23 protein-coding genes are annotated in these 25,441 nt (G+C 68.1%); 15 read left to right on the forward strand and 8 right to left on the reverse strand.

The window, feature by feature from the left end:
• Nucleotides 1-60: 60 nt before the first annotated feature.
• From Q9R27_RS12175 to Q9R27_RS12185, 3 genes are read right to left on the reverse strand one after another with little or no spacing between them, the layout of a single operon-like run.
• The gene (locus Q9R27_RS12175) at nt 61-1,443 is read right to left on the reverse strand and encodes an amidohydrolase family protein (RefSeq protein WP_311252647.1); all 1,383 of its coding nucleotides are present in this window, start codon (nt 1,441-1,443) and stop codon (nt 61-63) included.
• Nucleotides 1,440-2,789, reverse strand: a complete 1,350-nt coding sequence (locus tag Q9R27_RS12180) for a CoA transferase (RefSeq protein ID WP_311252648.1) — start codon at nt 2,787-2,789, stop codon at nt 1,440-1,442. Before Q9R27_RS12180 ends, Q9R27_RS12175 begins: the two co-directional genes overlap by 4 nt.
• Nucleotides 2,776-3,801, reverse strand: coding sequence for an enoyl-CoA hydratase/isomerase family protein (locus Q9R27_RS12185; RefSeq protein ID WP_311252649.1), 1,026 nt, complete (start codon nt 3,799-3,801; stop codon nt 2,776-2,778). Before Q9R27_RS12185 ends, Q9R27_RS12180 begins: the two co-directional genes overlap by 14 nt.
• A gap of 136 nt (nt 3,802-3,937) precedes the next feature.
• Here Q9R27_RS12185 and Q9R27_RS12190 point away from each other — a divergent pair, with 136 nt between their 5' ends.
• The 3 genes from Q9R27_RS12190 (at nt 3,938) to Q9R27_RS12200 (ending at nt 6,575) form a co-directional block, all read left to right on the forward strand.
• On the forward strand, nt 3,938-4,783 hold the full coding sequence (locus Q9R27_RS12190; protein WP_311252650.1) for an LLM class F420-dependent oxidoreductase: 846 nt from the start codon (nt 3,938-3,940) through the stop codon (nt 4,781-4,783).
• A gap of 6 nt (nt 4,784-4,789) precedes the next feature.
• A complete protein-coding gene (locus Q9R27_RS12195; protein ID WP_311252651.1) occupies nt 4,790-6,094 on the forward strand; it encodes a hypothetical protein in 1,305 nt (434 codons plus the stop codon).
• A 151-nt stretch (nt 6,095-6,245) separates the two neighbouring features.
• Nucleotides 6,246-6,575: a nucleotidyltransferase domain-containing protein gene (locus tag Q9R27_RS12200; protein ID WP_311252652.1), complete on the forward strand. Its 330-nt coding sequence runs from the start codon at nt 6,246-6,248 to the stop codon at nt 6,573-6,575.
• Between the two features lie 202 nt (nt 6,576-6,777).
• On the opposite strand, the gene Q9R27_RS12205 is transcribed toward Q9R27_RS12200, so the two are convergent.
• Both Q9R27_RS12205 and Q9R27_RS12210 read right to left on the reverse strand, forming a co-directional pair.
• Nucleotides 6,778-7,851, reverse strand: a complete 1,074-nt coding sequence (locus tag Q9R27_RS12205; RefSeq protein ID WP_311252653.1) for an Rpn family recombination-promoting nuclease/putative transposase — start codon at nt 7,849-7,851, stop codon at nt 6,778-6,780.
• Between the two features lie 86 nt (nt 7,852-7,937).
• Nucleotides 7,938-8,723: an IclR family transcriptional regulator gene (locus Q9R27_RS12210; protein WP_311252654.1), complete on the reverse strand. Its 786-nt coding sequence runs from the start codon at nt 8,721-8,723 to the stop codon at nt 7,938-7,940.
• Between the two features lie 166 nt (nt 8,724-8,889).
• Here Q9R27_RS12210 and Q9R27_RS12215 point away from each other — a divergent pair, with 166 nt between their 5' ends.
• Nucleotides 8,890-10,530, forward strand: coding sequence for an acyl-CoA synthetase (locus tag Q9R27_RS12215; protein ID WP_311252655.1), 1,641 nt, complete (start codon nt 8,890-8,892; stop codon nt 10,528-10,530).
• Nucleotides 10,527-11,333: an enoyl-CoA hydratase gene (locus tag Q9R27_RS12220; RefSeq protein ID WP_311252656.1), complete on the forward strand. Its 807-nt coding sequence runs from the start codon at nt 10,527-10,529 to the stop codon at nt 11,331-11,333. Before Q9R27_RS12215 ends, Q9R27_RS12220 begins: the two co-directional genes overlap by 4 nt.
• A gap of 25 nt (nt 11,334-11,358) precedes the next feature.
• Here Q9R27_RS12220 and Q9R27_RS12225 read toward each other — a convergent pair whose 3' ends face one another.
• Entirely contained in the window at nt 11,359-12,120 is a 762-nt protein-coding gene (locus Q9R27_RS12225; protein WP_311252657.1) for an enoyl-CoA hydratase-related protein, read from the reverse strand.
• A 197-nt stretch (nt 12,121-12,317) separates the two neighbouring features.
• On the opposite strand from Q9R27_RS12225, the gene Q9R27_RS12230 reads away from it, so the two are divergent.
• The 7 genes from Q9R27_RS12230 (at nt 12,318) to Q9R27_RS12260 (ending at nt 19,331) form a co-directional block, all read left to right on the forward strand.
• Nucleotides 12,318-13,496, forward strand: coding sequence for an ABC transporter substrate-binding protein (locus Q9R27_RS12230; protein WP_311252658.1), 1,179 nt, complete (start codon nt 12,318-12,320; stop codon nt 13,494-13,496).
• A gap of 67 nt (nt 13,497-13,563) precedes the next feature.
• Nucleotides 13,564-14,445: a branched-chain amino acid ABC transporter permease gene (locus Q9R27_RS12235; protein ID WP_311252659.1), complete on the forward strand. Its 882-nt coding sequence runs from the start codon at nt 13,564-13,566 to the stop codon at nt 14,443-14,445.
• Complete coding sequence (locus Q9R27_RS12240; protein ID WP_311252660.1) at nt 14,445-15,554, forward strand: branched-chain amino acid ABC transporter permease; 1,110 nt, start codon at nt 14,445-14,447, stop codon at nt 15,552-15,554. The genes Q9R27_RS12235 and Q9R27_RS12240 overlap by 1 nt, the downstream gene beginning before the upstream one ends.
• Nucleotides 15,551-16,309: an ABC transporter ATP-binding protein gene (locus Q9R27_RS12245; RefSeq protein ID WP_311252661.1), complete on the forward strand. Its 759-nt coding sequence runs from the start codon at nt 15,551-15,553 to the stop codon at nt 16,307-16,309. Before Q9R27_RS12240 ends, Q9R27_RS12245 begins: the two co-directional genes overlap by 4 nt.
• Nucleotides 16,296-16,988: an ABC transporter ATP-binding protein gene (locus tag Q9R27_RS12250; RefSeq protein ID WP_311252662.1), complete on the forward strand. Its 693-nt coding sequence runs from the start codon at nt 16,296-16,298 to the stop codon at nt 16,986-16,988. Before Q9R27_RS12245 ends, Q9R27_RS12250 begins: the two co-directional genes overlap by 14 nt.
• Nucleotides 16,989-17,003: 15 nt before the next feature.
• Nucleotides 17,004-18,563, forward strand: coding sequence for an AMP-binding protein (locus Q9R27_RS12255; RefSeq protein ID WP_311252663.1), 1,560 nt, complete (start codon nt 17,004-17,006; stop codon nt 18,561-18,563).
• A 69-nt stretch (nt 18,564-18,632) separates the two neighbouring features.
• Nucleotides 18,633-19,331, forward strand: coding sequence for a TetR/AcrR family transcriptional regulator (locus Q9R27_RS12260; protein WP_311252664.1), 699 nt, complete (start codon nt 18,633-18,635; stop codon nt 19,329-19,331).
• 46 nt (nt 19,332-19,377) lie between these two features.
• On the opposite strand, the gene Q9R27_RS12265 is transcribed toward Q9R27_RS12260, so the two are convergent.
• On the reverse strand, nt 19,378-19,992 hold the full coding sequence (locus tag Q9R27_RS12265; RefSeq protein WP_311252665.1) for a TetR/AcrR family transcriptional regulator: 615 nt from the start codon (nt 19,990-19,992) through the stop codon (nt 19,378-19,380).
• A gap of 112 nt (nt 19,993-20,104) precedes the next feature.
• Between Q9R27_RS12265 and Q9R27_RS12270 the strand changes: the two genes are divergently transcribed.
• Nucleotides 20,105-21,205, forward strand: a complete 1,101-nt coding sequence (locus tag Q9R27_RS12270) for a CaiB/BaiF CoA-transferase family protein (RefSeq protein ID WP_311252666.1) — start codon at nt 20,105-20,107, stop codon at nt 21,203-21,205.
• Between the two features lie 62 nt (nt 21,206-21,267).
• On the opposite strand, the gene Q9R27_RS12275 is transcribed toward Q9R27_RS12270, so the two are convergent.
• A complete protein-coding gene (locus Q9R27_RS12275; protein WP_311252667.1) occupies nt 21,268-22,836 on the reverse strand; it encodes an AMP-binding protein in 1,569 nt (522 codons plus the stop codon).
• Between the two features lie 228 nt (nt 22,837-23,064).
• Here Q9R27_RS12275 and Q9R27_RS12280 point away from each other — a divergent pair, with 228 nt between their 5' ends.
• Entirely contained in the window at nt 23,065-23,691 is a 627-nt protein-coding gene (locus Q9R27_RS12280) for a TetR/AcrR family transcriptional regulator (RefSeq protein WP_311252668.1), read from the forward strand.
• A gap of 180 nt (nt 23,692-23,871) precedes the next feature.
• A complete protein-coding gene (locus Q9R27_RS12285; RefSeq protein ID WP_311252669.1) occupies nt 23,872-25,434 on the forward strand; it encodes a carboxyl transferase domain-containing protein in 1,563 nt (520 codons plus the stop codon).
• Nucleotides 25,435-25,441: the final 7 nt, after the last annotated feature.

The raw sequence follows: 25,441 nt of genomic DNA on the forward strand, positions 1-25,441 counted from the left end.
CATCCGTCCGGAGTGCATTCCTCCGCGAAATTATCATGATGAATTATTGGGGTCAAGGAATCATCGTTCAGCGCAGGGCCGGAAGCGCCCGGTGCGCATGGTCCCGGCGACCCACTGCGCCCCTGGTTCGGCGAGCATCTCGGCCAGCGGCAGGTGGAGCAGACACAGGTCTGCCGGGGCGCCAGGGTGGACGCGCCGAGGGGCAGTCCCCGGGGCCCGGGGCGGGGACAGGTAGCCGGCCAGGGCCTCGACGGCCGAGATCGGCTGGTCGACGCCGACCCGATGCCCCGACCGGGACCGGCGCGTGGTGGCGGTGGCGATCACCTGCCAGGGGTCGAGTGCCCCGTAGGGCGCATCGCTCGATGCGACGGTCGGAATCCCCGCCTCCAGCAGGCGATGGTGCGGATAGAGGTCGGTCACCTCACGCCGGTCCACCTCCCGGAGATAGTCGTCGCCTCGGGTGCGCAGGAAGTCGGGCTGAGTGACCACCGTGACGCCACTGCGGGCCAGCAGTGGCACCACGTCCTCGGGGACGACGCTGGCGTGCTCGATCCGGTCCCCGGGGTGAGGACCGACGGCCTCGAGCACGGTCAGGGTGAGCAGCAGTGACTCGACCGTCACGCAGTGCACGCCGACCGGGCGACCCGAGTCGTGTGCGCTGCGCACCATGGCGGCCAACTCGTCCCACGTGGGCAGGTCGTGGTCACGCAGCAGGACCTTCCGGGGGCCGATGTCGAGGCCCGGCAAGGGTGCGCCGTCCCAGCCCATCAGTGTCACCCCGATGTCGAGGACGCCGTCGGCGACCGCGTCGGCGAGCAGACCGGCGCTGGACGCGGACAGGTCCGGGGTGGCATCGGTGACCCCCGTGATCCCGAGGTCGCGAAGGCGAGTCCCCAGCGCGGCCAGGTCCGGAGTGCGTGCCGGGAAGGCATCGCGCAGCCGGGCGTCATAGCGCCACAGCCTGCCGTTCGGCTCACCGTCGTTGTCCCGTTCGACGTCACCGGAGTCGTCCAAGACACCAGACACATGTGTCATGGCTGCCGAGTTGAGCATCCACAGCGAGCCGGAGCGGTGCTGGATCCGCACCGGCCGGTGCGGCACCCACGCATCGAGGCGGTGTCGGTCCAGGACGCCCGCCACCGACTCGTGGTAGAGCACGCCCCGCACCCACCCATCGGGGTGGGTGTCGGCCCGTAGGGCCGAGGCCAGGGCAGCATCGTCCGGGACCGCCTCGGGGGAGCAGTCCACCGAGGCGAAATGGGCCGCCGTGGCCAGCAGGTGGACATGGTGGTCGTGCAACCCGGGGAGCAGAGCGCCGCCCCTGCCGTCGATCTCCACGTCGCCGGACGGCAGCCCCGTCTCCACGGCGGTGACAGTGGCTCCGGTGACCGCGACGTCGACCAGGTCCCCTTCGACCTCGACATCACGGAAGACGAGTCTCACCACGCTCCCCTTGGGACGAGTCCCAGACGGCGGAGCACCACTGCGGTGTCGGCACCGGTGGCGGCAGCGTTCCCGTCGGACACCCTGGCCGTCGGCTCGGCGACGGGAAACAGCGTCGCGCCGTCATCGACCCACCACTGCCCGCCGCGCCGGACCAGGTCGTGATCGGCCGGCCCTGGCGCGGCCAGTGCTCGGCGTACGACGTCGAACATCGACACCTCCACCAACGACGGCTCGGGGGAGGCAAGCGCCTGGGCGCCCGCCACCGCGGCGGCCACACCGGTGAGCGGATCCGCGATCGCGTCCCCGCAGGGCACGGGGTGTCCATCCAGCCAGGTGATCAGGCCGGCGTCGGCGGCCACGTCGTCCCCGAAGCCGACGGTGTCCGACGCCCTTCCCCTGGCGGTGATGGAGATCCACGACGTCCCGTCGGCGACGATGTCCTCGGCGACGATCCCGCGTTGACGCAGCGCCCGGGCCCGTGACCCTTCAAGGACCAGGTCGGACCTGCGCATCAGGTCGCGCAGCAGGGCGATGTCGGCCGACGCGTCCAGGTCCAACGCCACCATGCGATGCCCGCCGTGGAGGAGATCGAAGAAGGCCCGGCTGCCCCGGCGAGCGCCGTCGGGGCGCCCCGGGCTCTCGACCTTGACCACCGTTGCCCCGAGGCGGTGCAGCAGATGTCCCGCCAAGGGGCCGGCCCACAGCGCGGTGAGGTCCAGGACCAGGGGACGAGACGGCCAGGACCCGCTCGGCAAGCGGTGCGCCTCCCAGAGTGTCGCCGGTCGCTCCGGCCCGACGTGGTCTGGTTCTACGTGCTCCGGACCGGCGTGCTCCGGGCCGGCCGGGGCCGTCGCGCAGGCCAGGCCGAGTAGTCGGGCCCGTTCCAGTGCGGCGGTCGCCGTGGTGCCTCGGGCCCACTCGGCTGCAGCCTGCCAGGCCAGGTCGACGGCATCCGGGCGGGCATCGAGTTGACCGGCGAGCGCATCGTCACCGGTCAGCGCGGGGACCAGTTCGACATCCGTCAGCCGCGGGAGTGAGAGACCGAAGAACCCGTCGGTGCTCGGGAGGAAACGGAAGGCCCCGCCGCACGACCAGGGTGCGTTGCGGTGGAATCCGGCCAGCGCCGCCCGTTCGGAGAGCACCGACACTCCCGGCAGGTCGGGAGTCCGTCCGGTCAGCTCGGTGCCCAGGCGCCTCAATTGGGCGAGGTCACGGGCCACCTGGCCAGCGGGGTCTCCGGGAGCGGCTCGTGGCGGGCCGGCGTACGTGCCGGTCAAGGCCATGGCCCCTGACGCCGCCCAGGCGCGCAGCGGAGTGGCGAGCGGATCTTCAGCAGAACTCATCGACCAGCCCCCAGGTCCGGACCTCGGCCACCGGGAAGTCGCGTCCGGTCAGGGCCATCGCAGCAGTGCGCCAACGACCGATCCGGGCGGGAATGCTGATGGTCCCGCCCGCGCCCGGGATCAAGCCCATGCCGAGCTCCGGCAGGCGGAATCGGGTGTCGGGGGCCGCCCTGACGGTGCCGGCGAAGGCCGGGATCTCGATGCCCGCGCCCATGCAGGCGCCATGGAGGTCGGCCCGGACTCGTTGGCGCAGCTCATGGACCATCCGGCCGGCGCTCTGCGTGGTCCGGATCAGGTGTGCCATGACGACATCCTTGGCGGTGCCGAACTCGTCCAGGTCGCCACCGGCGCAGAAGGAAGGCCCACGGCCTTGCAGCACCACCTCGTGCACGGTCGGGTCGTGGCGGGCGATCTCGAGTCCCGCGACCAGGTGGTCACGGACGGAAGCGCTGAACGCATTGTGCCGATCGGGTCTGTTCAGCGTGATCCGCAGGGAGTGCCCCTCGCGCTCCACGATTACCGGATCAACCGTGGCGCGTCGCTCGCGCGGAGAGCGCGCCTCGATCCATTCCAGGAACTCGGGGCCGGCCAAGAGCATCGAATACGCGCTCGACTCGGCGAACAGGCCGTTGTCCACGTCCACGTGGGCGGTCAGCCGGAGCAGGCCCTCCAGCACGAGCGTGGCCCGGGGGGCTCGCCGGACCGTCGTGTCGATGCGGTCCAGGTCGCCGGGCGCGGGGCTGAACCAGGCGCGGCCCGGGCCTGCTGGGGCCAAGGTGCAGGTGAGGGCCTCCAGGATCGGTGCGCATCCTTCGGGGACCGGGCGATCGCTGATGCCGAGGACAGGGGCGGAGGGATGCGCCAAGGCGGCTGCCAGGTCGGCTGCCAGGGCGGCATCCGGTGCCACGTCGTCAAGACGTACGACGAGCAGCGGTGGGGGGTCCCCGGTTGAACGGTCCACATCTGCGGCGGCCGCTCCGCTGGCAACTGCAGCGAGCGTGGTCGACTCCATCGGCCTCCGTCCTCTGGTGCTTCCTCCAAGTATCGCAGTCCCACCACGCACAGGACTTCGCCCTGCTTGTCCGGGCGAGCCAGACACATGTCCAGACAGCATTCCAAAGTAGTGGAACCTGTTCTACTATGCCTCCATGCGCAACGGAATCGTTCTCTTCACCTCAGACCGCGGCATCACGCCGGCAGCACTGGCCAAGGCTGTGGAGGAGCGGGGGTTCGACACGATCTACGTGCCGGAGCACACCCACATCCCGGTGCGCCGCGATGCACTGCACCCGACCGGGGGCGAGGACCTTCCCGACGATCGCTACCTGCGCACGCTGGATCCGTGGGTCTCGCTGGCCACCTGTGCCGCGGTCACCGAACGGATCGGGCTCTCGACCGCGGTCAGCCTGCCGGTCGAGTCCGACCCGATCACCCTGGCCAAGACCCTGGCCACCCTGGACCACCTCTCCGGGGGTCGGGTCACCGTCGGCGCCGGGTTCGGTTGGAACACCGACGAGTTGGCCGACCACCATGTCCCCGCCAACAAACGGCGTACCGTGCTCAGGGAGTACCTTGAGGCGATGCGGGCGCTGTGGACCGAGGAGGAGGCGGCGTACGACGGGGAGTTCGTGACGTTCGGACCGAGCTGGGCCTACCCGAAGCCCCCGCAGGGCCGGATCCCGGTGATCATCGGTGCCGGCGGCGGACCGAAGACGATGAAGTGGATCGCCGCCCATGCCGAAGGATGGATGACCACTCCGATCGACACCGACATCGCCGCCAAGGCCGCGTTGCTGCGTGAGGAATGGGCGGCGGCCGAGCGCGAGGGGGAGCCCGACATCCGGATCCTGGTTGCGAAGAAGCCGACTGCCGAGGACTTCGCCGATTGGGGAGCGGCCGGGGCGAGCGAGATGATCTACGGCCTGCCCGACACCGAGGAGTCCGCCGTGCTGACGTACCTCGACAACCTGGCCGGCAAGCTCGGACTGGGCTGACCTGCCATGAGTGAGGCGGCGCGGGTGCGGGACGGGCAGGGCGTGAGCGCGGTGCCGGCCAGCCGGTTCGCCGGGCTGTCGCGGGCACAGCTGGCCGTCGTCGTCCCGGAACTGCTGCTGATCGGCCAGCTCATCGACCGCTCCGGGATGGCCTGGTGCATCTCCGCCTTCGGGCGTGAGGTGATGGCCGAGATCGCGATCGAGGAGTGGGCCGCCTCCAGCCCGATCTATACCCGACGGATGCAGCACGCGCTCGGCTATGCGCCCGAGGTGGCCGGGCACGGCGACGTACCGACGATCTTCAAGGGCCTCCAACTCGACATCGGGGCGCCGCCGCAGTTCATGGACTTCCGCTATCGCGTCGATGATCCCTGGACCGGCGAGTTCCACCTCGACCACTGCGGTGCGCTGATGGACGTCGAGCCGATGGGGGAGGAGTACGTCCGCTCGATGTGCCACGACATCGAGGACCCCACCTTCGATGCGACGGCGGTGGCGACGAACCCGCGGGCCCAGGTGCGCCCGATCCATCGACCCCCGCGTGCGCCGGCCGACCGTCACCCGCACTGCGCCTGGACGGTGCGGATTCGCGACGACCACCCGCCGGTGAGCGGCATCCCGCTGCTCGCGGTGAACGAGGCCTCCCGCGCGGCCTCTCTGGAACTGGCCCCGATCGAGCCCGGTGGGCCGGGGCTGGACGACTATGCCGGCCCCCTGCTCTCCGACCTCGACTTCACCGCGTTCTCGCATGCGGCCCTGGTCCGGATCGCCGACGAGGTCTGCCTGCAGATGGCCCTACTGGATCGTGCCTTCGGGCTCGCGGTCGGCAAGCGCGCAACCGATGTGGACCAGTTGCTCGCGATCCGGCGCAAGCAACTGACCGGGATCGCCGGCGTCGCCTCGGCGCGACTGGCCCGGGCGCTGCTGGCCCCGGCGAGTGTCGCGGGCGCGATGTCCGTGCTGGCGGTGCATCCGTTGTTCAACCCGGCCGCGTATGTGACGGCCTCGTTCGATGCCGCGTCGGTCACGGTGACGCCCGGGCCTGCCCACGAGGACGACGCCTGGATCTCCCTGTGCGGACCCGACTGGACCGATGCCCTGCGGGCCGCGGTCGGTGGTGTCGACCTGCACCTGGACGTTGCGGTCTCCCCGGTGCCCGCTGCGGCCGGAACTGGCGCAGGGTGGCGGGCCGACGTCGTACGCCGTGACGAACCGGTCCGCGAGGCCGACGAGGTGGCCGTGGTCCGCTTCTCCACCGGCACCGACTTCGCCTTCGAGACCAGGCGATCGTTGCCGATCTTCGTGGTCTGAGTAGCGCTGCCGCTGGGGCGGCGTGAGCTGGCAGCCTGAACTCGGAGGAAATTCGGCACCAGGTGCGGGTTTTCCTCCGAGTTTGCGGCCGTTGCCCCAGGCCGTTTGCTTGACTGTCGCGATTGGTCCGGCTCCCCGGTAATCTTGGGACATGTCAACGTCGGTTGTTTCGCCCGAAACGCTCGCACTGCGTGAGTTGCTTGCTGCGCGGCGTGAGGAGTTCGTCCTCCTCTTGGACAAGTACGCGGCGAGGAACCCGAGACTCTTCGGTTCGATTGCTCGTGGGACTGCAGATGCGAGCAGCGACATCGACATCCTTGTCGAGATGGATCCAGCTGACGGGAACCTTCTCTTGCGCGCTTCCGGCCTCATGGAAGAGACGAGGTCACTGTTCGACCGCGAGGACATCGACATCTTTCCCGTCCAGTTGCTGAAGCGTCCGATTTCTCAATCAGCGCTGGCGGACGCGGTTGCGTTGTGAGTCGCAGCGCCGAGCAACGGGTCGCTGACATTCTTCAAGCGGTCGCGCGCTGCGAGCGGTACGTCAGTTCGCTCCTCAGCGACGATCCAAACGCGGCAACACGCTGAGGCGGGGCCACAAAGTCGGAGGAAATTCGGCGCCAGGTGCGGGTTTTCCTCCGAGTTCGGTGATGTCGCGGAGCGGCCCGCGCTGACCGAAGGCGTCAGGGGACGAGGTCGTCGAGGGTCAGCGTGCCTTCGACGAGTTTCATGCTCCACGCGGTGATCTGCTCGGTGGTGGCGGTGTCGATGGCGGCCATGACGGCCGGGTCGAGGTCCCCGAAGCGATATGCCGCTTGCGTCGCGAACAACGCAGCGTGCCCTCGCGCTTCGCCCTCGGTTCGCGCTTCGGCCATGCCCCGGTCCCACGTCGAGACGAATGTGTCCGCGACCTCAGGTTCCAGCGTGGTCATGAACTCCTCCATCCGCTCGCCCGACACCGTGCTGATGTTCCAAGTATAGATCGCGATCGTGACCAGGAGACGTTCTCCGCCAGGGCGGCCCCGGACCCGGGCAAGGAGGTCTCGCCACGGCCCCAACACCGGATCGGGGTCATCGAACCCCGCCGGCGCACCGAGGAGTCCGAGGGCCAGCATTGCCTCTTCGGTCAATGGTCGCGACCGCAAGATAACCTCGGTATCCGCTCCGCTGAGATCATCCAGCAGATAGACGAACCGAGGCACGCCCGCGGTGCCCGTCCCGTTCTCCAGGTCCAACTCGGCCCGCTCATCGGGGTCCAGGTCAAGCAGGTCGGCGAACTCCGTGCTCGCCTTCCAGGGCCGCTCGCCCTGATAGATGACGACCGGCACGATCACCGGCAGCCGTGACGCCTCGGGGTTCTCCTTCAAGTGACGTTCCCAGATCCGCACCTGATAGCCCAGCATTCGCCACGCCATCCATGGATCCGGAGTGCTCTGATGCTCCAACAGGACGAACAGGTACGCGTCGCGGCCAGCCCACCGCGTGGCGAACAGCGCATCGGTGTGCTGCTGGCGCAACGCCTCACTCACGAATGACCCGGGCACCACCTCAAGTCCGTCCAGGTCAAGGCGCTCCAGCACCCGTGCCGGCAACACTGACCGCAACTCCGACGCAGCATGCACCGGCTGGGAGAACACCGCACGGAACAGGCCGTCACGCTGCTGGCTCGCCCGCCGAGCCGCGGCTGCACGTGGTCGCTTCCGTCCATGGGCCGCCACGGTATGCGCTGTCGCCCGCGGCCCGCTGGCGTTATCCACAGCCAGGCCCCCGAGCAACGGCAGGGGCCACGAACTCGGAGGAAAACCCGCACCAGGTGCGGGTTTTCCTCCGACTTCGGCGCGGGTCAGGCGGAGCGCAGGCGATCCGCCGTACGCCGGGCGGCGTGGGTGACCATCGGCACGAACGCCTCCACGGGGGCGTCAGGCCCGCGGACCGCGCACGAGATCGCGGCGACGGGGCCGTGGTCGGTAATCACCGGCGCGGCGACGGCGCGGATCGGCGTACGCATGTCGTGCGGGGTGAGGGCCAGGCCGTTGCGGGAGCGGATCGCGGCGAGTTGCTCGTGCAGGCGGTGCAGCCGCTGCTCGGGGATGTAGGTGCCGGCATAGAGGCGGTCCACCTGCTCGGGGCGGAGCGCGGAGAGCAGCGTCAGGCCGGCGACCGAGACATGTGCCGGGAGCCGTACGCCGACACGCGAGGGCACCGAGAGGGAGGCCGCGCCACCCACCTTGTCCAGGTAGTGCACCTTGTTGCCCTCCAAGACGACCAGGTGGACGACGGCCGAACTGGCCAGGTGCAGGCGGTTGAGCACGTCGGCGGCCGCGGCGCGCAGGGCGGACTGGTCCACCACCCGCTGCCCGAGGCGCTGCATCCGTGGCCCGAGGCGATAGCCGCGCTGGTCGTGCTCGAGCCAGTCGAGTTCGATCAACTGGCGCAGCATCCGGAACGCCGTCGACTTCGGCAGTCCGGAGGCCGCGACGATGTCCTCCAGCATCAGGTGGTCGGGCCCGTCGATGAAGACGTCGAGCACCTCGGTGAGGCGCTCGATCATGCCCGGGCGCGAGGCGGCGGCGCCTTCCGCTCCGGGGCCGATGGCGGTGGCGGTGGGCCTGATGGCGGTGTCTGTCATGGTGCTTCCTCCCCGGGATGCGATTGGGCCCGAAGCGGGGCCAGTCCTGTGATCCCGGACACAACCTAGCATTTGTTTGGTCCGCCCAACAGATGTCTGGTTGTCTGGTTCCAGTAGCCGAAACGAGGGGTGGGCCGGCGCACGAGTGCCCCCGATGGTTGTGCCCATGGCCCTCAACATCGCAGACCTCTTCGAGCACGTGGTGGACGTCGTTCCCGACCGGCTCGCCCTGATCCTGGGCGAGGACCGACTCACCTATGCCGAGCTCGACGCCCGCGCCAACAGGTTCGCCCACCACCTCGCCGATGCCGGCGTCAAGCCCGGCGAGCACGTGGGCCTGATGGCCCGCAACGTCACCGAGCACGTGGTGGCGATGCTCGGCACCTTCAAGGCGCGCGCGGTGCCGATCAACATCAACTACCGCTATGTCGAGGGCGAACTCGACTACCTCTTCGACAACTCCAAGATGATCGCGCTGGTCCACGAGGCGCGCTATGCGCCGGTGCTCGACAAGGTGGTGCCGCGGCACGCGCTGATCCGTGAAGTGGTGGTGATCGCCGACGAGACCGACCACGCGCCCACGACGTACGACGCGACGCCGTGGGCCGAAGCAGTGGCGGCCCAACCCGACGTACGTGACTTCGGCCAGCGCAGCGCCGACGACGTCTTCATCGTCTACACCGGCGGCACCACCGGCTATCCCAAGGGCGTGATGTGGCGCCACGAGGACGTGTGGCGCACGCTCGGTGGCGGCATCGACTTCGCCACCCGCGAGCGCCTCGACGAGTTCGACCAGGCGCGCCAGGCCGCTGCCAACGACCATCCACTGCGGTGCCTGCAACTCGGCCCGATCATGCACGCCAACGGCCAGTGGGGGATGCTGCTCCGCTTCTTCACCGGGCACACCAACGTGCTGCTGCCGAAGTTCGACCCGGCGGAGATCTGGCGCACGGTCGAGGCCGAGCGGGTGCAGACGATCTCCCTGATCGGGGATGCGATGGCCCGTCCCCTGATCGAGGAGTACGAACGCGGGGGGTACGACGCGAGCACGCTGGTCAACGTCAACAGTGCGGCCGCCATCTTCTCCGTCGAGGTCAAGGAGCGCATGCTCAATGCGCTGCCGAATGCGGTGCTGATGGACATCATCGGCTCCTCGGAGACCGGGTTCACCGGCAACGGGCGGGTGGAGAAGTCGAACCTCGCCGACAAGGGCTCCCTGGTCAACATCGGCGTCGACATGGCCGTCCTCGACGAGGAGATGAACGTCATCGACCCGGCGACCAATGTCGGTGCGATCGGGCTTATGGCGCGCTCGGGCAACATCCCGCTCGGCTATTTCGGTGACCCGGAGAAAACCGCACGCACCTTCCTCGAGATCGGCGGCACCCGCTATGCGGTGCCCGGTGACTGGGTCCAGATCGAGCCGGACCTCAAGGTCACCCTGCTCGGGCGCGGGTCCAACTGCATCAACACCGGCGGCGAGAAGGTCTATCCCGAGGAGGTCGAGGTCGCGCTCAAGTCGCACCCCGGCGTCTTCGACACCGTGGTCATGGGGCTGCCCGACCCGACGTACGGACAGCAGGTCGCCGCCCTGCTCGAGGCCCGGCCCGGACACGAACTCGACTTCGACGAGGTCCGCGCCTTCCTGCGCAGCCGACTCTCGGGATACAAGGTGCCCCGGACCATGCACGTCGTGGAGAGGATCCCGCGCCATGTCACCGGCAAGGCGGACTACAAGACGGCGCGGGAAGTCGCCGACTCCCTGGCCGGGCTCGGACGGACCCGGGGTGTGGAGGTGGACGAGTGAGGTCGTACGTCGAGGTGACCCGCCCGGCCGAGCACGTCGCCGTGGTCACCCTGAACCGGCCGGAGCGGATGAACGCGATGGCATTCGACGTGATGGTGCCGGTGCGGGACGCGCTGCTCGAGACCGGCCACGACAACACGGTCCGCGCGATCGTGCTGACGGGTGCGGGCGAGGCATTCTGCTCCGGTGCCGATCAGGAGTCGGCGGGACGCCCGCCGCACGTGGAGGGCTTGGCCCGGCCGGCGTACGCGCTGCGCTCGCTGGAGATGCTGGAGGACGTGATCCTCACGTTGCGCCGATTGCACCAGCCGGTGATCGCGGCGATCAACGGGCCCGCGATCGGTGGTGGGCTCTGCCTCGCGCTCGCCTGTGACCTGCGGATCGCGTCGTCCGCGGCGTACTTCCGGGCAGCAGGGATCAACAACGGCCTCACCGCGAGCGAACTGGGGCTGAGCTTCCTGCTGCCGCGCGCGGTCGGGTCGACCCATGCGGCGGACATCATGTTCACCGGGCGCGACGTCGACGCCGAGGAAGCGGCGCGGATCGGGCTCGTCTCGCGGCTGGCGGACCCGGTGGTGGAGGCAGCCGTGGAGGTCGGTGAACGGATCGGGTCGCTGTCGCAGCCCGGGATCGAGCTGACCAAGCGGACCCTGCATGCCGGGATCTCGGCGACCTCACTGGAGAGCTACATGCCGACCGAGGGGATCGGGCAGCTCTACCTGCGGCTGCTGACCGACAACTTCGAGGAGGCGACCCGGGCGCGCAAGGAGGGGCGGGCGGCGGTCTTCCGCGACGGGGCCTGAGGGCTCGTCGGCGGAACCGTGCCGCCTACCAACGCGGCTGACGCTTCTCGAAGAAGGCGGTCACGCCCTCGGCGCGATCGGTTGAGGCCGCAGCGTGGAGGTTCGCCAGTTCGGTGTGCGCCCATGCTGCCGCTTCGCGCCGCGCTCGTTCAGCATTGACTGCGTGAAGGGTCCCCGCCACGGCTTGCGGGCTGGAGAGCACGATTTCCTCAGCAAACTGCACGGCCCATTCCAGGGCCTGCCCTGACGGTGCCACCCGGTTGACCATGCCCAGCGCGTGGGCGCGGTCGGCGTCGATGCGGGTGTTGGTCAACAGCAGTTCGAGTGCAGTGTTGGGTGACAACTTCTCCGGGCCGCGGAACAAGGCTCCGCAGACTGCGACCACGCCGCGTTGAGCCTCGGGGAGCCCGAAACTCGCGCTCTCGGCAGCCACGACCAGGTCGCAGGCGAGGGCAATCTCCATGCCACCTCCGAGGGCGAAGCCCTCGACTGCGGCGATCAAGGGGCGAGTCCGGGCGCGCCGGATGACGCCGTACTCACCGCCTGCTGCGGAGACGGGGCTGGTGGTCAGCGACAGGTCGGTCCCGGCGCAGAAGAAGTCTGGTCCTCCGGTGAGGATCCCGACGCGAAGGCCGGGCGCCGTCTCGAGTTCGGTCATGGCCGCATCGATCTCATCCGCGAGTTGCTGGTCCACAGCGTTGCGTTGCCGCGGACGGTCCATGGTCATCACGAGGATCTCCCCGTCCTGACCAGTGCGGCTGACCTGCAATCTGCGTGACGTGTCCATGGGGCTCCTCGTGGTTGACGTGACACGGCCGCAGAGCGGCCCTGAGCGCGACTTTACAGAAATGTAAAGAAATTTCTCCAAAACGCTTTACGATCACGTGTTCAGTTCGTAGGATCACCGGTGTTGTGAGGGCTGCCACAAGCCGTCTCAAAGGGTCGCTGGCCTCCAGGCCGGCACAACGGAAAGAGGACATGACCATGCGCAAATTGCGTTGGGCCGCAGCGGCCCTGGCTCTGGGAATGCTGACTGCTGCCTGCGGTGGTGGCGGCGATGAGGTCGCTGAGGATGGCGTCATCAAGATTGCGGCCATCTATCCGATGACCGGTCCGGCTTCCGTCTGGGGCACCACGACCGTCGCGGCCATGCAGCAGATGGCCGAGGACGTCAACGCCGAGGGCGGCGTCACCGTGGACGGCGAGGACTACACCATCCAGATCGACGTCTTCGACGACGAGCAGAACCCCGAGGTCGCGCAGTCCGTGGCCCGCGAGGCGCTCGATGACGGCTACCACTTCATCATGGGTCCCTTCGGCTCGGGCACGGCGACGGCGACCCAGTCGCTGATGGCCCAGTCCGACGCCTACTGGCAGCTCATGGTCGCCACGGTGGAAGGACCCACCAAGAACCCCAACGTCTTCCGTAGTGGAGCTCGTGTCTCCGTCTACACCCAGTCGACCCTGGACTGGCTGGAGCGGCACCCCGAGATCAAGCGGATCGCGATGATCACCGACCAGATGCACACCGGACTGGTCTCCGAAGAGGACGCCCTGGTCGCCGGCATCGAGGCATTGGGCCGCGAGGTCGTCCTGCAGCAGTCCCACCAGCTCGGCGACACCGACTTCCGGGCGCCCATCACCGAGATGCTCAGCAAGGACGTCGACCTCTACATGACGCGCGCCTACCCGGCCGAGACGGTCCTGATAACCCAGCAGGTCCGCGAGTTGGGTGGCGAGATGCTGATCCAGTGGAACGGCGGCCTGACCAATGCCGAGGTCGACGAACTCATCGGTGACGAAACCGTCATGGAGAACGTCACCCAGGCCGGCCCGCTCGGCAGCCTGGACTCCTTCATCGCAGCTGAGAACCCGATCGCCCTCGCTTTCGCCGAGAAGGTCGGGGACAAGGCCGGCTCCTTCACCGTCAACGCCCACGACGGCATGGTGATCTTCTTCCAGGGCCTCGAGAAGGCAGATGAGCTCTCCGTCGACGGCCTGATCAAGGCACTCAACGAGTTGCAGGTCAGTGACATCGAAGGCAAGACGCTCGCGACCTACGCGCCGCACGAGGGTGGCCTGGTCTACCAGGACCGCGAGGTCAACATCGAGGGCGCCGTGACGATCTGGGAGAAGGGGACCGGCTGGGTCCTCGCTGACTGATCCGACCAGCCGGTGGCGGGGACCCCGCCCGCCACCGGCTTTCCCCTTCTTCACGAGGAGATCCTTGATGGATGTGTTCCTGCAGCAGGTCACGAATGGGCTGGTCCTGGGAGGCGCCTATGTGCTGGTGACCCTGGGCCTGTTCATGGTGTTCACCACGTTGCACCTCCCCAACTTCGCCCACGGCGAGATGTTCGCGCTGGGCGCCTACCTGCAGTACGCATTCGTGGTCACCCTCGGTATCCCCTTCTGGATTGCGATGGTGCTCTCGGTCGTCGTGGTCGGCCTGATCGGCTGGGGGCTGGAACTGGCGATGTTCCGGCGCCTCCAGAACGCCAGCATCCTGGCCGTCCTGGTCGGATCGCTCGCATTGGCGATGATCCTGCAGGAGCTGATCGCCCTGCAGTGGGGCCAGGACCCGCTTGCCGTGCCGCTCCCGTTCTCAGGCGTCACCGAGATCGGCCCTGTCCGCATCGCCAACTATCGTCTGTTGATCATCGGTGTCGTGGTCGCGGTCTCCGTGCTCCTCGGCTGGCTGGTCTACCGTGCCCGGTTCGGTCGCTCGCTCCGGGCACTGGCCCAGAACCGCGAGATGGCACAACTCTCCGGCCTCAATGTCAAGCAGATCGGCACCATCACCTTCGTCCTGGGAGCCGCGGTCGCGGGCCTGGCAGGTGCACTGCTCGCCCCGACGACCAACCTCAACCCGCACATGGGCTTCCACCCGACGCTGGTCGCCTTCGTGATCCTGGTCGTCGCAGGTGGTGGTGGCCGGATGGCCACGATCGTCATCGGCGGCTTCACGGTGGCGATCCTCGAGACCCTCGCAGCCGGCTACATCGACAACATGGCGCGCAGCATGGTCGTCTTCGTCGCCCTGGTGGCATTCCTTGCCCTGCGGCCCGAAGGGGCATTCCGCGTGGCATCAGCAGAGAAGGTGCAGTTGTGATGACCCAGTCAACGAGCCACGCCCCGAAGCACTCTGCTCCCGAGGTGCGCTCCGGAGCGGACACGGTGCCGAGCACTGGCATCTGGCGGGACAAGTTCGGTCTCCGGCTGTGGGTCCGCCTGGTGATCGCCGCCCTGGTCGTGGTGGCGACCATTTCTCTCTCGGGTGGGCTCAACAGTCACGACACCTACCTCTACGGAACCCTCGCCGCCTGGGCCCTGATCGCGAGCAGCCTCAACCTCGTCGTGGGGTACGCCGGGCAGCTCAACCTGAGCTCGGGTGCCTTCCTGGCGCTCGGCGCCTACATTGGCGTCCTCGGCACCGGCCGCTATGACTGGCCGGGATGGAAGAGCCTGCTGATCGCGGGCCTGATCGCGCTTGCCTTCTCGCTGCTGCTCGGCCTGGTCATCTTCCGCGCCCGCGGTCTCCACTTCGCCTTGATCACGGCGGGAATCTCGATCATCGGCTACAACGTCGCCCTGCTGTGGAAGGAGAAGACAGGGGGAGCGGCGGGGATCTCGAGTGCCGGACCGATCGAGGAAGGCGGCATCGCCCGCCCGTTCGTCCTCGGCCCGATCGAGCTCAGCCAGGAAGTCCACTACCTGCGAGCCATGGTCGTGGTTCTGGTGGTGATGCTGCTGGCGACCTCGGTCCTGGTCCGCCGCAAGCTCGGACTCTCCTGGCAGGCCACCCGCGATGACGAGGTCCTCGCTGCCTCGGTGGGTGTCCGGGTCGCCCGCAGCAAGCGGACCGCCTTCGCCGCCTCGTCCGTCCTGATCTCGCTGGTCGGGGTGCTCTACGGACACTGGCTGGGCTTCATCACGCCGGGGTCGTTCGACTTTGCGACGGCGGCATTCGAGCCGCTCGCGATGGTGATCATCGGCGGAGCAGGCACGCTGCTCGGACCAATGGTGGGGGCCCTGGTGGTGGTCGGGTTCCCCGAACTCTTCAATGGCCTCAAGGACTACTCCACCCTCGTCTACGCGGCCCTGCTGTTGCTCGTGGTGATGGTTGCTCCCAAGGGTGTCGTCGGCGTCGTCGAATCCACCTGGCGACGGGTACGCCGCGGCAAGCGCCCGAGCGAGCAGGAGAAGGAGACAGAGCGATGACCCAGTCGAACCTGGCCGAGGGGCCCAGCCCCACCCAGCAGCGGCCCGACGTACTCGCGACGCAGGGCGTCTCGATGGCCTTCCGGGGTCTCAAGGCCCTCCAGGACGTCACCATTGCCCTGCCCGAGGGCACCGTCACCGGGCTGATCGGTCCGAACGGTGCAGGCAAGACGACGCTGGTCAACGTGCTCAGCGGGTTGGCGGCGCCGACCGAGGGAGAGGTCTTCTTCGAGGGCGAGCGAGTGCGCCGATGGACGCTCGGCAGTGCCGCTCGGGCAGGCGTTGCCAAGACCTTCCAGCAGAGCCGGGTCTTCGGCGAGTTCACCGTGCTGGAGAACGTCGAGCTGGGTGCCCTGAACTCACGCCACGACGTCGATGCATTCCATGTACTGGAGATGCTCGACCTCGCACCACGGTGGAACCTGTTGGCCGGGGAACTCTCCTTCGGCGAGCTTCGCCGGCTCGGAGTGGCGATCGCGCTGGCGACCCGCCCGAAGGTGCTGCTCATGGACGAGCCCGGAGCAGGGCTGACCGGTGTGGACCTGGACCAGTTGTCGGTGGCCATCGGGCGCATCCGCGACGAGGGCACGACCATCCTGGTGATCGACCACAACATGCGGTTCCTGATGAACAGCGTCGAGCGGGTGATCGTCCTCGAGGGCGGCATGGTGATCTCGCAGGGGACGCCGGCGCACGTGCAGACCGATGAACGCGTCATTGCCGCATACCTGGGAGGCAGCCATGTTGCAGATTGAGGGACTCAGCGCCGGCTATGGCAAGCGGGTGATCCTCCGTGACATCGACCTGACGGTCGAGCAGGGTGAAGTGGTCTGTGTGCTCGGCGCCAACGGCGTCGGGAAGAGCACGCTGCTGCGCACGCTCGCCGGGTTGATCACTCCCCTCCAGGGTGAGCAGAGGTTCAAGGGACAGTCGGTGAGCGGCCATTCCGCGCACCGCAGGGTGCGCGACGGACTGGCCTTCGTCCCCGAGGGACAGCAGTCCTTCCCGGCCATGACCGTGATGGAGAACCTGCAGATCGGTGCATCGCTGCGGGACAACCTGGAGGAGGGACTGGAGTCGACCTTCGCGCTCTTCCCCCGGCTCGAGGAGCGGCAGGGCCAGTACGCCGGAACCCTGTCGGGCGGGGAGCGCCAGATGCTGGCGATCGCCCGGGCACTGCTGACCAACCCGGACCTGCTGATGCTCGACGAGCCATCGCACGGGCTGGCGCCGATCGTGGTCGAGCAGTTGGCAGAGAACATCGCCGCCGTCGCCGAGCGGACCGCGATCCTGCTCGTGGAGCAGAACTTGACCATCCCGACCAGGTGCGCCACTCGTGTGGTGGTGCTGGAGGACTCGACGATCACGATGGGTGGGGACCCCGACGAGATCCTGCAGTCCGAGCACGTCATCTCGGCCTACCTGGGCATCTGAGCAGGAGGAGGAACTGTGACCATCTACAACGAGGCCCTGACCGTCGGGCACCTGCCGCACCAGCACGCCGCACTGCATTCGCGCCGCGACAAGGTTGCCGTGGTCGAAGGCGAGGAACGGTTCACCTGGGCCGAGGTGAGCGAACGGACCGCGCGGTTGGCGAATGCGTTGTCCGCGCTCGGGATCGGCAGGGGTGACAAGGTCTCGGTCTTCCTCCCCAACCGTGCCCAGTACGTCGAGATCGTCTATGCCATCGCGGGGCTCGGTGCCGCCGTCGTGCCGATCAGTTATCGGTTCGTCCCCTCCGAGGTCGAGTACGCCGTCCGCTTCTCGGACTCCAAGGCCGTGATCCTCGATGCCACCCTCCTGGACACCTTCGTCGCAGCCCATGAGTCCCTCGACCACATCGCGTCTGACCGGGTGGTGGTCCTGGGCGGGGCAGATCCCAGCACCGGATACCGCGACTACGACGAACTCCTGGCCTCGGCGGAGGCATCGCTGGACTACCTGGTGCTCGATGAGTGGGACATCTACCACCTGGCCTTCACCGGAGGAACCACCGGCTATCCGAAGGCCTGCGAGGTGCCACAGCGGATGGCCCGCCAGAACTGGTACGACATCACGGTCGAGGTCGGCGTACGTGAGGACGACACCACCCTCATCGCCGGGCCCTTCTATCACGGGCTCGGATTCATGTGGGGCCTGCAGCAACTCATGGTGGGCGGGACCGTGGTGATGCAACGCAACTTCGACGCGCGCGGTGCCCTGGCCCTCATCGAGCAGGAACGGGTCACCTTCACCCCGATGGCGCCGACGATGTACACGATGCTCCTCGAGGTCGAGGAGAAGGACACCTTCGACGTCAGTTCGATGCGTGGCCTCGTCTCGGCGGCCGCGCCGCTGCTGACCTCGACCAAGGAGCGGCTCCTCGACTACTTCTCGGGAGCGGGGCTCTTCGAGTACTACGGCGCCACCGAAGCCGGTTTCTACAGCGTCCTCAAGCCCGCCGACCAGTTGCGCAAGGTGCGCTCGGTCGGCCAGGCATGGTTCGGCTGCGAACTGCGGATCCTCGACGCCGAGGGAAACGACGTGCCTGTCGGCGAGGTCGGCCAGATCTACAAGCGCGGGCCCGGTCTCGGGGTGCGTTACTACAAGAACCCTGAGGCAACCGCGGAGGCGTTCCGGGGCGAATGGCTGACCAGCGGCGACCTGGGCAGGCTCGACGAGGAGGGATACCTCTACGTCGTGGATCGGGCCAAGGACATGATCATCTCGGGAGGCGTCAACATCTTCCCCACCGAGATCGAGGAAGTCGTGGCGGCGCACCCGGACGTGGTGGAGGTCGCGGTTATCGGTTTGCCCGACGAGACCTGGGGTGAGACGGTGCACGCCTATGTGGTGATGCGGGCTGGAGCGGAACTGGACGAAGGCGTTCTGAACGCGCTCTGCGCCGAACGGCTCGCGAAGTACAAGCGGCCACGGCACTATCACGCAGTGGCAGAACTACCGAAGAATGCATCGGGGAAGTTGCTCAAGCGCGTGCTTCGTGACCAGGTGGCGGCATCCGGCCACTGACCGCCGGCTCCGGTAGATCGCGCACCGCCCGATGGCGCGCGACGTCGACGGATGGCCGATGATGGCTCGATGACCGCAGCAGGAAAGGGACGGGCGATGCAGGTGGACGGGCAGCGCGTGCCCGAGCGACGGGGGAGTCGCGCCAACATGGAGGCGACCCGGCAAGCCGCTCTGGACCTGTTCGTGCGCAACGGTTTCGAGGCCACGTCGATGCGTGAGGTCGCTCGGCAGGTGGGGGTCAGCGCCGCGACGATCTACAACTACACCGAGTCCAAGGAGTCGCTCCTGTGGGACCTGGTCCGCCAGGTGCGGCAGGATCTCGACGCATTGCGTGCGCTGTCCCGGCAGCAGTCCGGCTGCCCGGCCGACGTTCTTCGTGAGGCGCTGGCGACGATGACGCGCTATCACGTGGAGCATGCGCGTGAATGCCACGTGCTCTCCACTGCTGCAGGAGCGTTGGCGCCCGAGCACGCCCGGCAGCTCTCGGAGTCGCTGGCAGAGGAGGTGACCTTCTTCGCGGAGCTGGTCCGGGCAGTGTGGCCCGAATCCGAGGTGCAGCACGACGAGCTGCGCGTCACGGTGTTGATGCTGATGGAGTCCGCCAAGCTCGGCAGTCGCGCGGTCGAGCAGCCGACTGGTGTCGATGAGTCGCTTCCGATGCTGGTAGCACGATTCGGCTTGAGGTCCGTGGGCGTCCGGTTGGCCGATCATGCGAGCACGTGCCCGGACCCCGGGCAGTGTGCGGTTTCCCAACTCGACCAGCCCTGAGCGGGCCCCTCAGGAAGATCTCCACAGGGTTATGCGTCCTTGCGCGTCACACGGCTGGCGTGCGATCGCCTGCTGCGACGGTGCTCGGCTCAGGCTCCGGGTCGGAGATGTGGCTCAACGCGAAATGCAGGGCCACGAACTCCTCCATCAGGTGGTCGCGTTGCTCGGGCCGGCGGACGATGAGTTCAGCGAACCGCATGACGATGCCGCTCGTGGCCTCCACCAGCATCTCCGTGGGGACGCTGGGGGAAGCGTTCCCCTCGCGGACCAGGCGATCCAGGAAGCGCGTGTGCCGGCTGTTGATGTCGGAGTGGATTCCTTCCCAGAGTTCCGCAACCTGGGGCTCGACGATGGCCTGGTGTGCGATCACCGTGATCATGCCGAGGTGCTCGACGTACGCCGCGAGGTAGTTGGTCAGGGTCTGGCGGATGACCTCGCGGGGAGGCGTGTCGGCGGGAACGTCCTGGATCCGCCGGAACTCGTGGCGCACGTTCTCGGCAAGGGTCTGGAAGACCTCGTCCTTGGAGCTGAAGTAGGCATACACGGTGGGCCTGGTGACGCCGGCCGCCTTGGCGATGTCGCCGATCGTCGTCTGGGCATAGCCAAGTCGGGAGAAGACGTCTGCCGACGCCGCCAGGATCTGTTGCCGTGTGTCTCGCATGCGGGAGAGCCTACCCATCTTCCCTGTCCACCAATCCCAAAAGTTTACACTAGTGTAAAATCATGTCGTCGGTGAGTCGCCCGACCGGGCAACGCCAGAGAAGAGGAATCCCGTGACCGGACCCCTGGCCGGATTGAGAGTGGTTGAACTGGCGGCGGTGGGCCCCTCGCCCCAAGCGGCCATGGTCCTGGCGGACCTGGGCGCGGAAGTGGTGCGGGTTGATCGGCCCGCCGGCGCGCGCGGCCTGGAGCTGGGTGACCAGGGAATGACCGACCCCGCGTTGCGTGGCCGTCGATCGGTGACGCTCGACCTCAAGTCGGATGCGGGTCGCGAAGGCGTGCTGGCCCTGGTGGAAGGCGCCGACATCCTCCTGGAAGGCCTCCGGCCCGGCGTGCTCGAACGCCTCGGGCTCGGGCCGCAGGAATGCCTGCAGCGGAACCCGGCCCTGATCTACGGCCGCATGACGGGGTGGGGCCAGGACGGCCCGTTCGCACGGGCGGCCGGCCACGACATCAACTACATCGCGGTCACCGGGGCCCTTCAGGCCATGGGGCGCCGGGACCAGCCGCCCAGCCCGCCGCTCAACCTGGTCGGTGACTTCGGCGGTGGGTCGATGCTGCTCCTGCTCGGGCTCCTGGCCGCCCTCTATGAACGGAACACGTCCGGTCGTGGCCAGGTCGTCGACGCGGCCATGGTCGACGGGACCGTGCTCAACAGCCACCCCATCATGGCGCTGCGCGCGATCGGGGCCTGGCAGAACGAGCGGGAGTCGAACCTGGTCGACGGTGGCACCCCCTTCTATGGCACCTATGCCTGCAGCGATGGCAAGTACGTCGCCGTGGGTGCTCTCGAGCCGCAGTTCTATGCCGTGCTGCTCGAGGGACTCGGCATTGCTCCGGACGAGTTTGCGCCACAGATGGACCGCAGCGGATGGCCTGCCATGCGGCAGCGCTTCATTGATGTGTTCGCCCGGCGCACCCGCGATGAGTGGGCGGAACACTTTGAGGGAACCGACGCCTGTGTCACGCCAGTCCTTGACTGGGACGAGGCGGCCAGGCACCCGCACGTGGTGGCGCGTGGATCGTGGATCGAGCAGGACGGCGTCCTCCAGTCGGCGCCGGCTCCCCGCTTCTCCCGTACGCCGGGCAGCCCCGGCAATGCGGTGCCGGAGGTGGTCGAACTCGAGGACCAGGTGGCCCGCTGGGCCCGCTGAGGCAGGAATGAGACCGCCCTTCCGGCCCCGAACGGGCTGGGAGGGCGGTCTCATGGTCGGGATCAGGCAGGCCGTGTCCGGTCGAAGGTCTCGGTGCCGATGCCGCGGGTGCGCAGGACGGCCTTCTGGACCTTCTGGGTCGGTGTCTTGGGCAACTCGTCGAGGAACTCGACGTACCGCGGGACCATGAACCGGGCCATCCGCTCGGCGAGGTAGTCCAGCAGATCGGTTGCCGTGACACTGTGGCCCGGCCGGGTGACCACGTAGACCATTACCTCGTCCTCGCTCTGGTCGGACGGCACGGCCACGGCGGCGCTCTCCAGGACCGCCGGATGCGAGTTGACGTCTGCCTCCACCTCGGCAGAGGAGATGTTCTCGCCGCGGCGCCGAATGGCGTCCTTCATCCGGTCCACGAAGTAGTAGTTACCCTCGGCGTCGCGTCGGAAGGCGTCTCCGGTGTGCAACCACTGGTTCCGCCAGGCTGCGGCTGTGGCCTCGGGCTTGTTCCAGTAGCCGGCCATCAAGGTCCAGGGCTCGTCCGAGCGGAGGACCAGCTCGCCGATCTCGCCGTGCGGGACCTCGCGGTCGAACTCATCGACGATGCGGGCGTCGAAGCCGGGGCGAAGGACCCCGCAACTGCTGGTGTTCGCCAGGTTGTATCCGTCGCTGATGATCTGACACGAGGTCTCGGTCATGTTGAACGTGGTCCGCGCCTTGAGGCCGAAGCGCTGCTCGAACTCCGGGAGCGGGTCGGCCAGGGGGAGCATCAACGCATCCCGCAATGGCGAGTCCGCGTCGTCCGGGTGCTCGTCCTGGCCGGCCAGGAACTGGACCATGGCTCCGAGCAGGATCGTCGTGGTGACGCCGTACGTGCGGATGTCCGACCAGAAGGTCTTGGTGTCGAAGCGGGATTTGAGCACGACGCGCCCGCCCACTCCGGCCATCGAGCAGAGCGGACCCTTGCCGCTCATGTGGAACATCGGGAAGGGGGAATAGAAGGCGTCCTCTGGGCCGAACAGGGCAGGAGGGGTGATCCCCTCCCCGGTGGCGATGACCTGGGCCCAGGGCAGCATGACGCCCTTGGAGGGCCCCGTCGTGCCCGAGGTGTAGATGATTGCCGAGATCTCGTGCGCCTGTGGCTCGGTCAGGTCGACCGGGTCAGCATCGGCCAGGAAAGCGTCCGCCGAGAGCACGCGGACCCGGTCGGTGCCCTCGGGCAGGTCTCCGCCAACCACGATCAGGGTGGTCAGGCGGGAGTCCTCGGGAAGATCGGCGAGGATGAAGGGCGCGTAGTCGGCGTGCGCGAGCATGGTCGTGGCTTGCGAATCGTCGATCACGTACTGCAGCATGCGGCCGCGGTAACCGGTGTTGATGGGCACCTCGAGCGCGTGGAGCCACGCGATGCCGAGCCATGCCGCCACTGCTTCGGGGATCGGCGGGAGCATGGTCAGGGCAGTGTCTCCCGGGCCGAGGCCGGCCCGGGCATAGGCGGCAGCCCACGCGCGTGCCTGCCGGTCGACCTCGGCGTAACTCACCGATTCCCCGGTGTCGGCGACGTTGAGGTACGTCGCATCCGGGGTCTTCCGGCTCTGGGCTGCAATGGCGGCTGGCAGGGACACGGCGTTGCTCATGCGTGGGGCTCCCACTCGTTCAGGAACGACCGGGCGCGGGCGGCCCGGACGGTGGACTCTTGGCATGAACGGTAGACCTCGTTGACACATCCGTCAACGAGGTGGCCCGGCGGCGTCCGTAGGATGCGGAGACGTGCCGGGCACTGCCATGGCTGCGGCCCGGGTGGCGCTGCTGCCATGGCGGACGCGGCGGATGGAAGCGGTTGCTCACAGAGACAGGGAGCCTTCATGGGTGAGTCGGAGCGGGGACAGTGGTTCAAGCGGACGGACTACGACCGCAGCGACAGCGAAACCCGTGAGCGACTGCTCGTCGCGGCCGAGCGGGTCCTGTCCGAGTCCGGCTATGCGAAGGCCTCGATCGCCAGGATCACCGACGCGGCGGGCGTCTCGCGGGCGACCTTCTATGTCTACTTCGAGTCGCGGAAGGAAGTCCTGGTCAAGCTCGCCGAGTCCCTGGTCGAGGCGGCCGCGCAGGCGCAGCGCGAGACATCCGCGGATCCGGACAATCCGCGGATGGTGATCGGCGAGGCGATCGACACGGTGCTCGACATCTATGCCGATCACGGCGGCCTGGTGCGGGTGATCGAGCAGCAGGCCGAACTGGATGACGACATTGCCCACCTGTGGCAGCAACTCTGGTCAGGGCAGATCGAGCGTGGCGCCAAGTTCATCCGGAGGCTGCAGCGAGCCGGGCGGAGTGCTCCCGGAGTGGATCCGAGCATTGCCGCGGAGAGCATGATTGCCGTCCTGCTCCACTACGGGCTGCGACTCGGGACCGCGTCGGAGGCCGAACGGGACAAGACGGCGAAGCGGCTCGCTGAGCTCTACGAACGGGTTGTCGGCCTGCCCGGCTGAGCCTGTTCGAGGTCCTCCTTCGGCTGCCCGGGCACGGCGCGATCATGGTCGGCCATGCAGGGAGGGTGACCGGGCAACTCCGGCGTGGGCCCGGGGTGCGTTGACGCATTCGATGCGTTGACGGTAGTGTCAACGCAACGCCGCAGGTGGTGCGCGGCACCGTGATGTCGAGGAGTTCTGATGACTACCCACTCGCCCACTGGCCCGGGGAAGGCCGTTGCTGCGGCCCGTGCCCTGGCCCTCGACGAGGCGCGGCCTGCGGCTGTCGCCCGGCAACACGACCTGGGGAAGCTCACTGCGAGGGAGCGCATTGACGCCCTGACCGACAGCGGTTCGTTCGTCGAGTTCGGCAGCCTGGTCATGCCCACCCGCGATACCTCCTTCGAAGGGGAGATCGATGCTCCTGCCGACGGTGTGGTCACCGGACGCGCGACCGTGGACGGACGACCGGCGCTGATTGCCTCGTTCGACTTCACCGTCGCCGGCGGCAGCAACGGACAGGCCGGGTCGTTGAAGATGTTCCGGCTGGTCGAGATCGCCATCAACGAGGGAACTCCGGTGATCATGCTGCTCGACGGAGGCGGTCACCGCCTGCAGGAAGGCCTGGACTCCTGGCACTTCGCGGCCGGCTTCCCGCTCTTCAACGACATGGTGGCCCTCTCCGGCCATGCACCGATGGTCTCGGTCATGCTCGGCCCCGGATTCGGCGGACCGACCAACTTCGCCGCTCTCTCCGACTTCGTGGTGATGGTGCGCGGGACGTCCTCCATGGGGATTGCCGGGCCCCCGCTGGTCAAGGCAGCCACCGGAGAAATCCTGACCAAGGACGAACTGGGCGGGGCCGACGTCCAGACCGAGCGCGGCACGGCCCATCTGGCGGTGGACAGTGAGCTGGAGGCGTTCGACGCCGTACGTGCCTTCCTCTCCTTCCTGCCCTCCAACTGCACCCAGGACGCGCCGGTCACCGACGAGGTCCAGGCACATCCGGATGCCGCACGCATCGGTGAGATCGTGCCGGCAAACACCCGGCTCGCCTACGACGTGCGCGAGGTCGTCGAACGGCTCGCGGACGAGCACAGCGTCTTCGAGATCCGGCCCCGCAATGCCGAGAACGTGGTCACCGCCTTCGCTCGCCTCGGAGGGAGGCCGGTCGGCTTCATCGCCAACCAGCCCCTGCACCTGGGCGGAGCACTGGACAGTCCCGCGGTGGAGAAGGTCTCGCACTTCGTCTCGGTCTGCGACGCCTTCGGTGTCGCTCTGGTCTACCTGGTCGACGTCCCTGGCTTCCTGGGCGGCTCGGCCGCGGAGCGTTCACAACTCGGCCGGCGCAGTGGCCGGATGCTGTTCGAGCTCGGGCAGGCAACCGTGCCCCGGATGAGCGTGGTGCTCCGCAAGGGATACGGCGCCGGCTACATCGCAATGGCGGGCGGGCGAAGCTTCGCCGCCGACCCCGCCCTGGCGTGGCCGACCGCCGAGATCAGCGCGACGTCAATCGACGGCGCCCTCGACATCGCCTACCGACGGGAGATCGAGGCCGCTGCGGATCCGGCGGCGCATCGCCGCCAACTCCACGACTCCTTTGCCGTGCACATCTCACCGCTCGCCGCGGCCCAGGGGTTCGGGGTGGATGACGTGATCGAGCCAGCAGACACCCGCGCCAGGTTGCTCGCCGCGCTGGCCCGGCAGCCCCGGCGCTGGCCGGCCAGGGGACCCCAGAAGGCCCACGCGATCTCACCGATCTAGGACGGAC

The organism is Nocardioides sp. AE5, from assembly GCF_031844485.1.
GTDB lineage: Bacteria > Actinomycetota > Actinomycetes > Propionibacteriales > Nocardioidaceae > Nocardioides.

Excerpts from the sequence above, each read along its gene's own strand:
- Q9R27_RS12180 (WP_311252648.1), bottom strand. The coding sequence starts at position 2,789 with ATGAGTTCTGCTGAAGATCCGCTCGCCACTCCGCTGCGCGCCTGGGCG.
- Q9R27_RS12185 (WP_311252649.1), bottom strand. The coding sequence starts at position 3,801 with ATGGAGTCGACCACGCTCGCTGCAGTTGCCAGCGGAGCGGCCGCCGCA.
- Q9R27_RS12190 (WP_311252650.1), top strand. The coding sequence starts at position 3,938 with ATGCGCAACGGAATCGTTCTCTTCACCTCAGACCGCGGCATCACGCCG.
- Q9R27_RS12195 (WP_311252651.1), top strand. The coding sequence starts at position 4,790 with ATGAGTGAGGCGGCGCGGGTGCGGGACGGGCAGGGCGTGAGCGCGGTG.
- Q9R27_RS12200 (WP_311252652.1), top strand. The coding sequence starts at position 6,246 with ATGTCAACGTCGGTTGTTTCGCCCGAAACGCTCGCACTGCGTGAGTTG.
- Q9R27_RS12210 (WP_311252654.1), bottom strand. The coding sequence starts at position 8,723 with ATGACAGACACCGCCATCAGGCCCACCGCCACCGCCATCGGCCCCGGA.
- Q9R27_RS12215 (WP_311252655.1), top strand. The coding sequence starts at position 8,890 with ATGGCCCTCAACATCGCAGACCTCTTCGAGCACGTGGTGGACGTCGTT.
- Q9R27_RS12225 (WP_311252657.1), bottom strand. The coding sequence starts at position 12,120 with ATGGACACGTCACGCAGATTGCAGGTCAGCCGCACTGGTCAGGACGGG.
- Q9R27_RS12230 (WP_311252658.1), top strand. The coding sequence starts at position 12,318 with ATGCGCAAATTGCGTTGGGCCGCAGCGGCCCTGGCTCTGGGAATGCTG.
- Q9R27_RS12235 (WP_311252659.1), top strand. The coding sequence starts at position 13,564 with ATGGATGTGTTCCTGCAGCAGGTCACGAATGGGCTGGTCCTGGGAGGC.
- Q9R27_RS12240 (WP_311252660.1), top strand. The coding sequence starts at position 14,445 with ATGACCCAGTCAACGAGCCACGCCCCGAAGCACTCTGCTCCCGAGGTG.
- Q9R27_RS12245 (WP_311252661.1), top strand. The coding sequence starts at position 15,551 with ATGACCCAGTCGAACCTGGCCGAGGGGCCCAGCCCCACCCAGCAGCGG.
- Q9R27_RS12250 (WP_311252662.1), top strand. The coding sequence starts at position 16,296 with ATGTTGCAGATTGAGGGACTCAGCGCCGGCTATGGCAAGCGGGTGATC.
- Q9R27_RS12260 (WP_311252664.1), top strand. The coding sequence starts at position 18,633 with ATGACCGCAGCAGGAAAGGGACGGGCGATGCAGGTGGACGGGCAGCGC.
- Q9R27_RS12265 (WP_311252665.1), bottom strand. The coding sequence starts at position 19,992 with ATGCGAGACACACGGCAACAGATCCTGGCGGCGTCGGCAGACGTCTTC.
- Q9R27_RS12275 (WP_311252667.1), bottom strand. The coding sequence starts at position 22,836 with ATGAGCAACGCCGTGTCCCTGCCAGCCGCCATTGCAGCCCAGAGCCGG.
- Q9R27_RS12280 (WP_311252668.1), top strand. The coding sequence starts at position 23,065 with ATGGGTGAGTCGGAGCGGGGACAGTGGTTCAAGCGGACGGACTACGAC.
- Q9R27_RS12285 (WP_311252669.1), top strand. The coding sequence starts at position 23,872 with ATGACTACCCACTCGCCCACTGGCCCGGGGAAGGCCGTTGCTGCGGCC.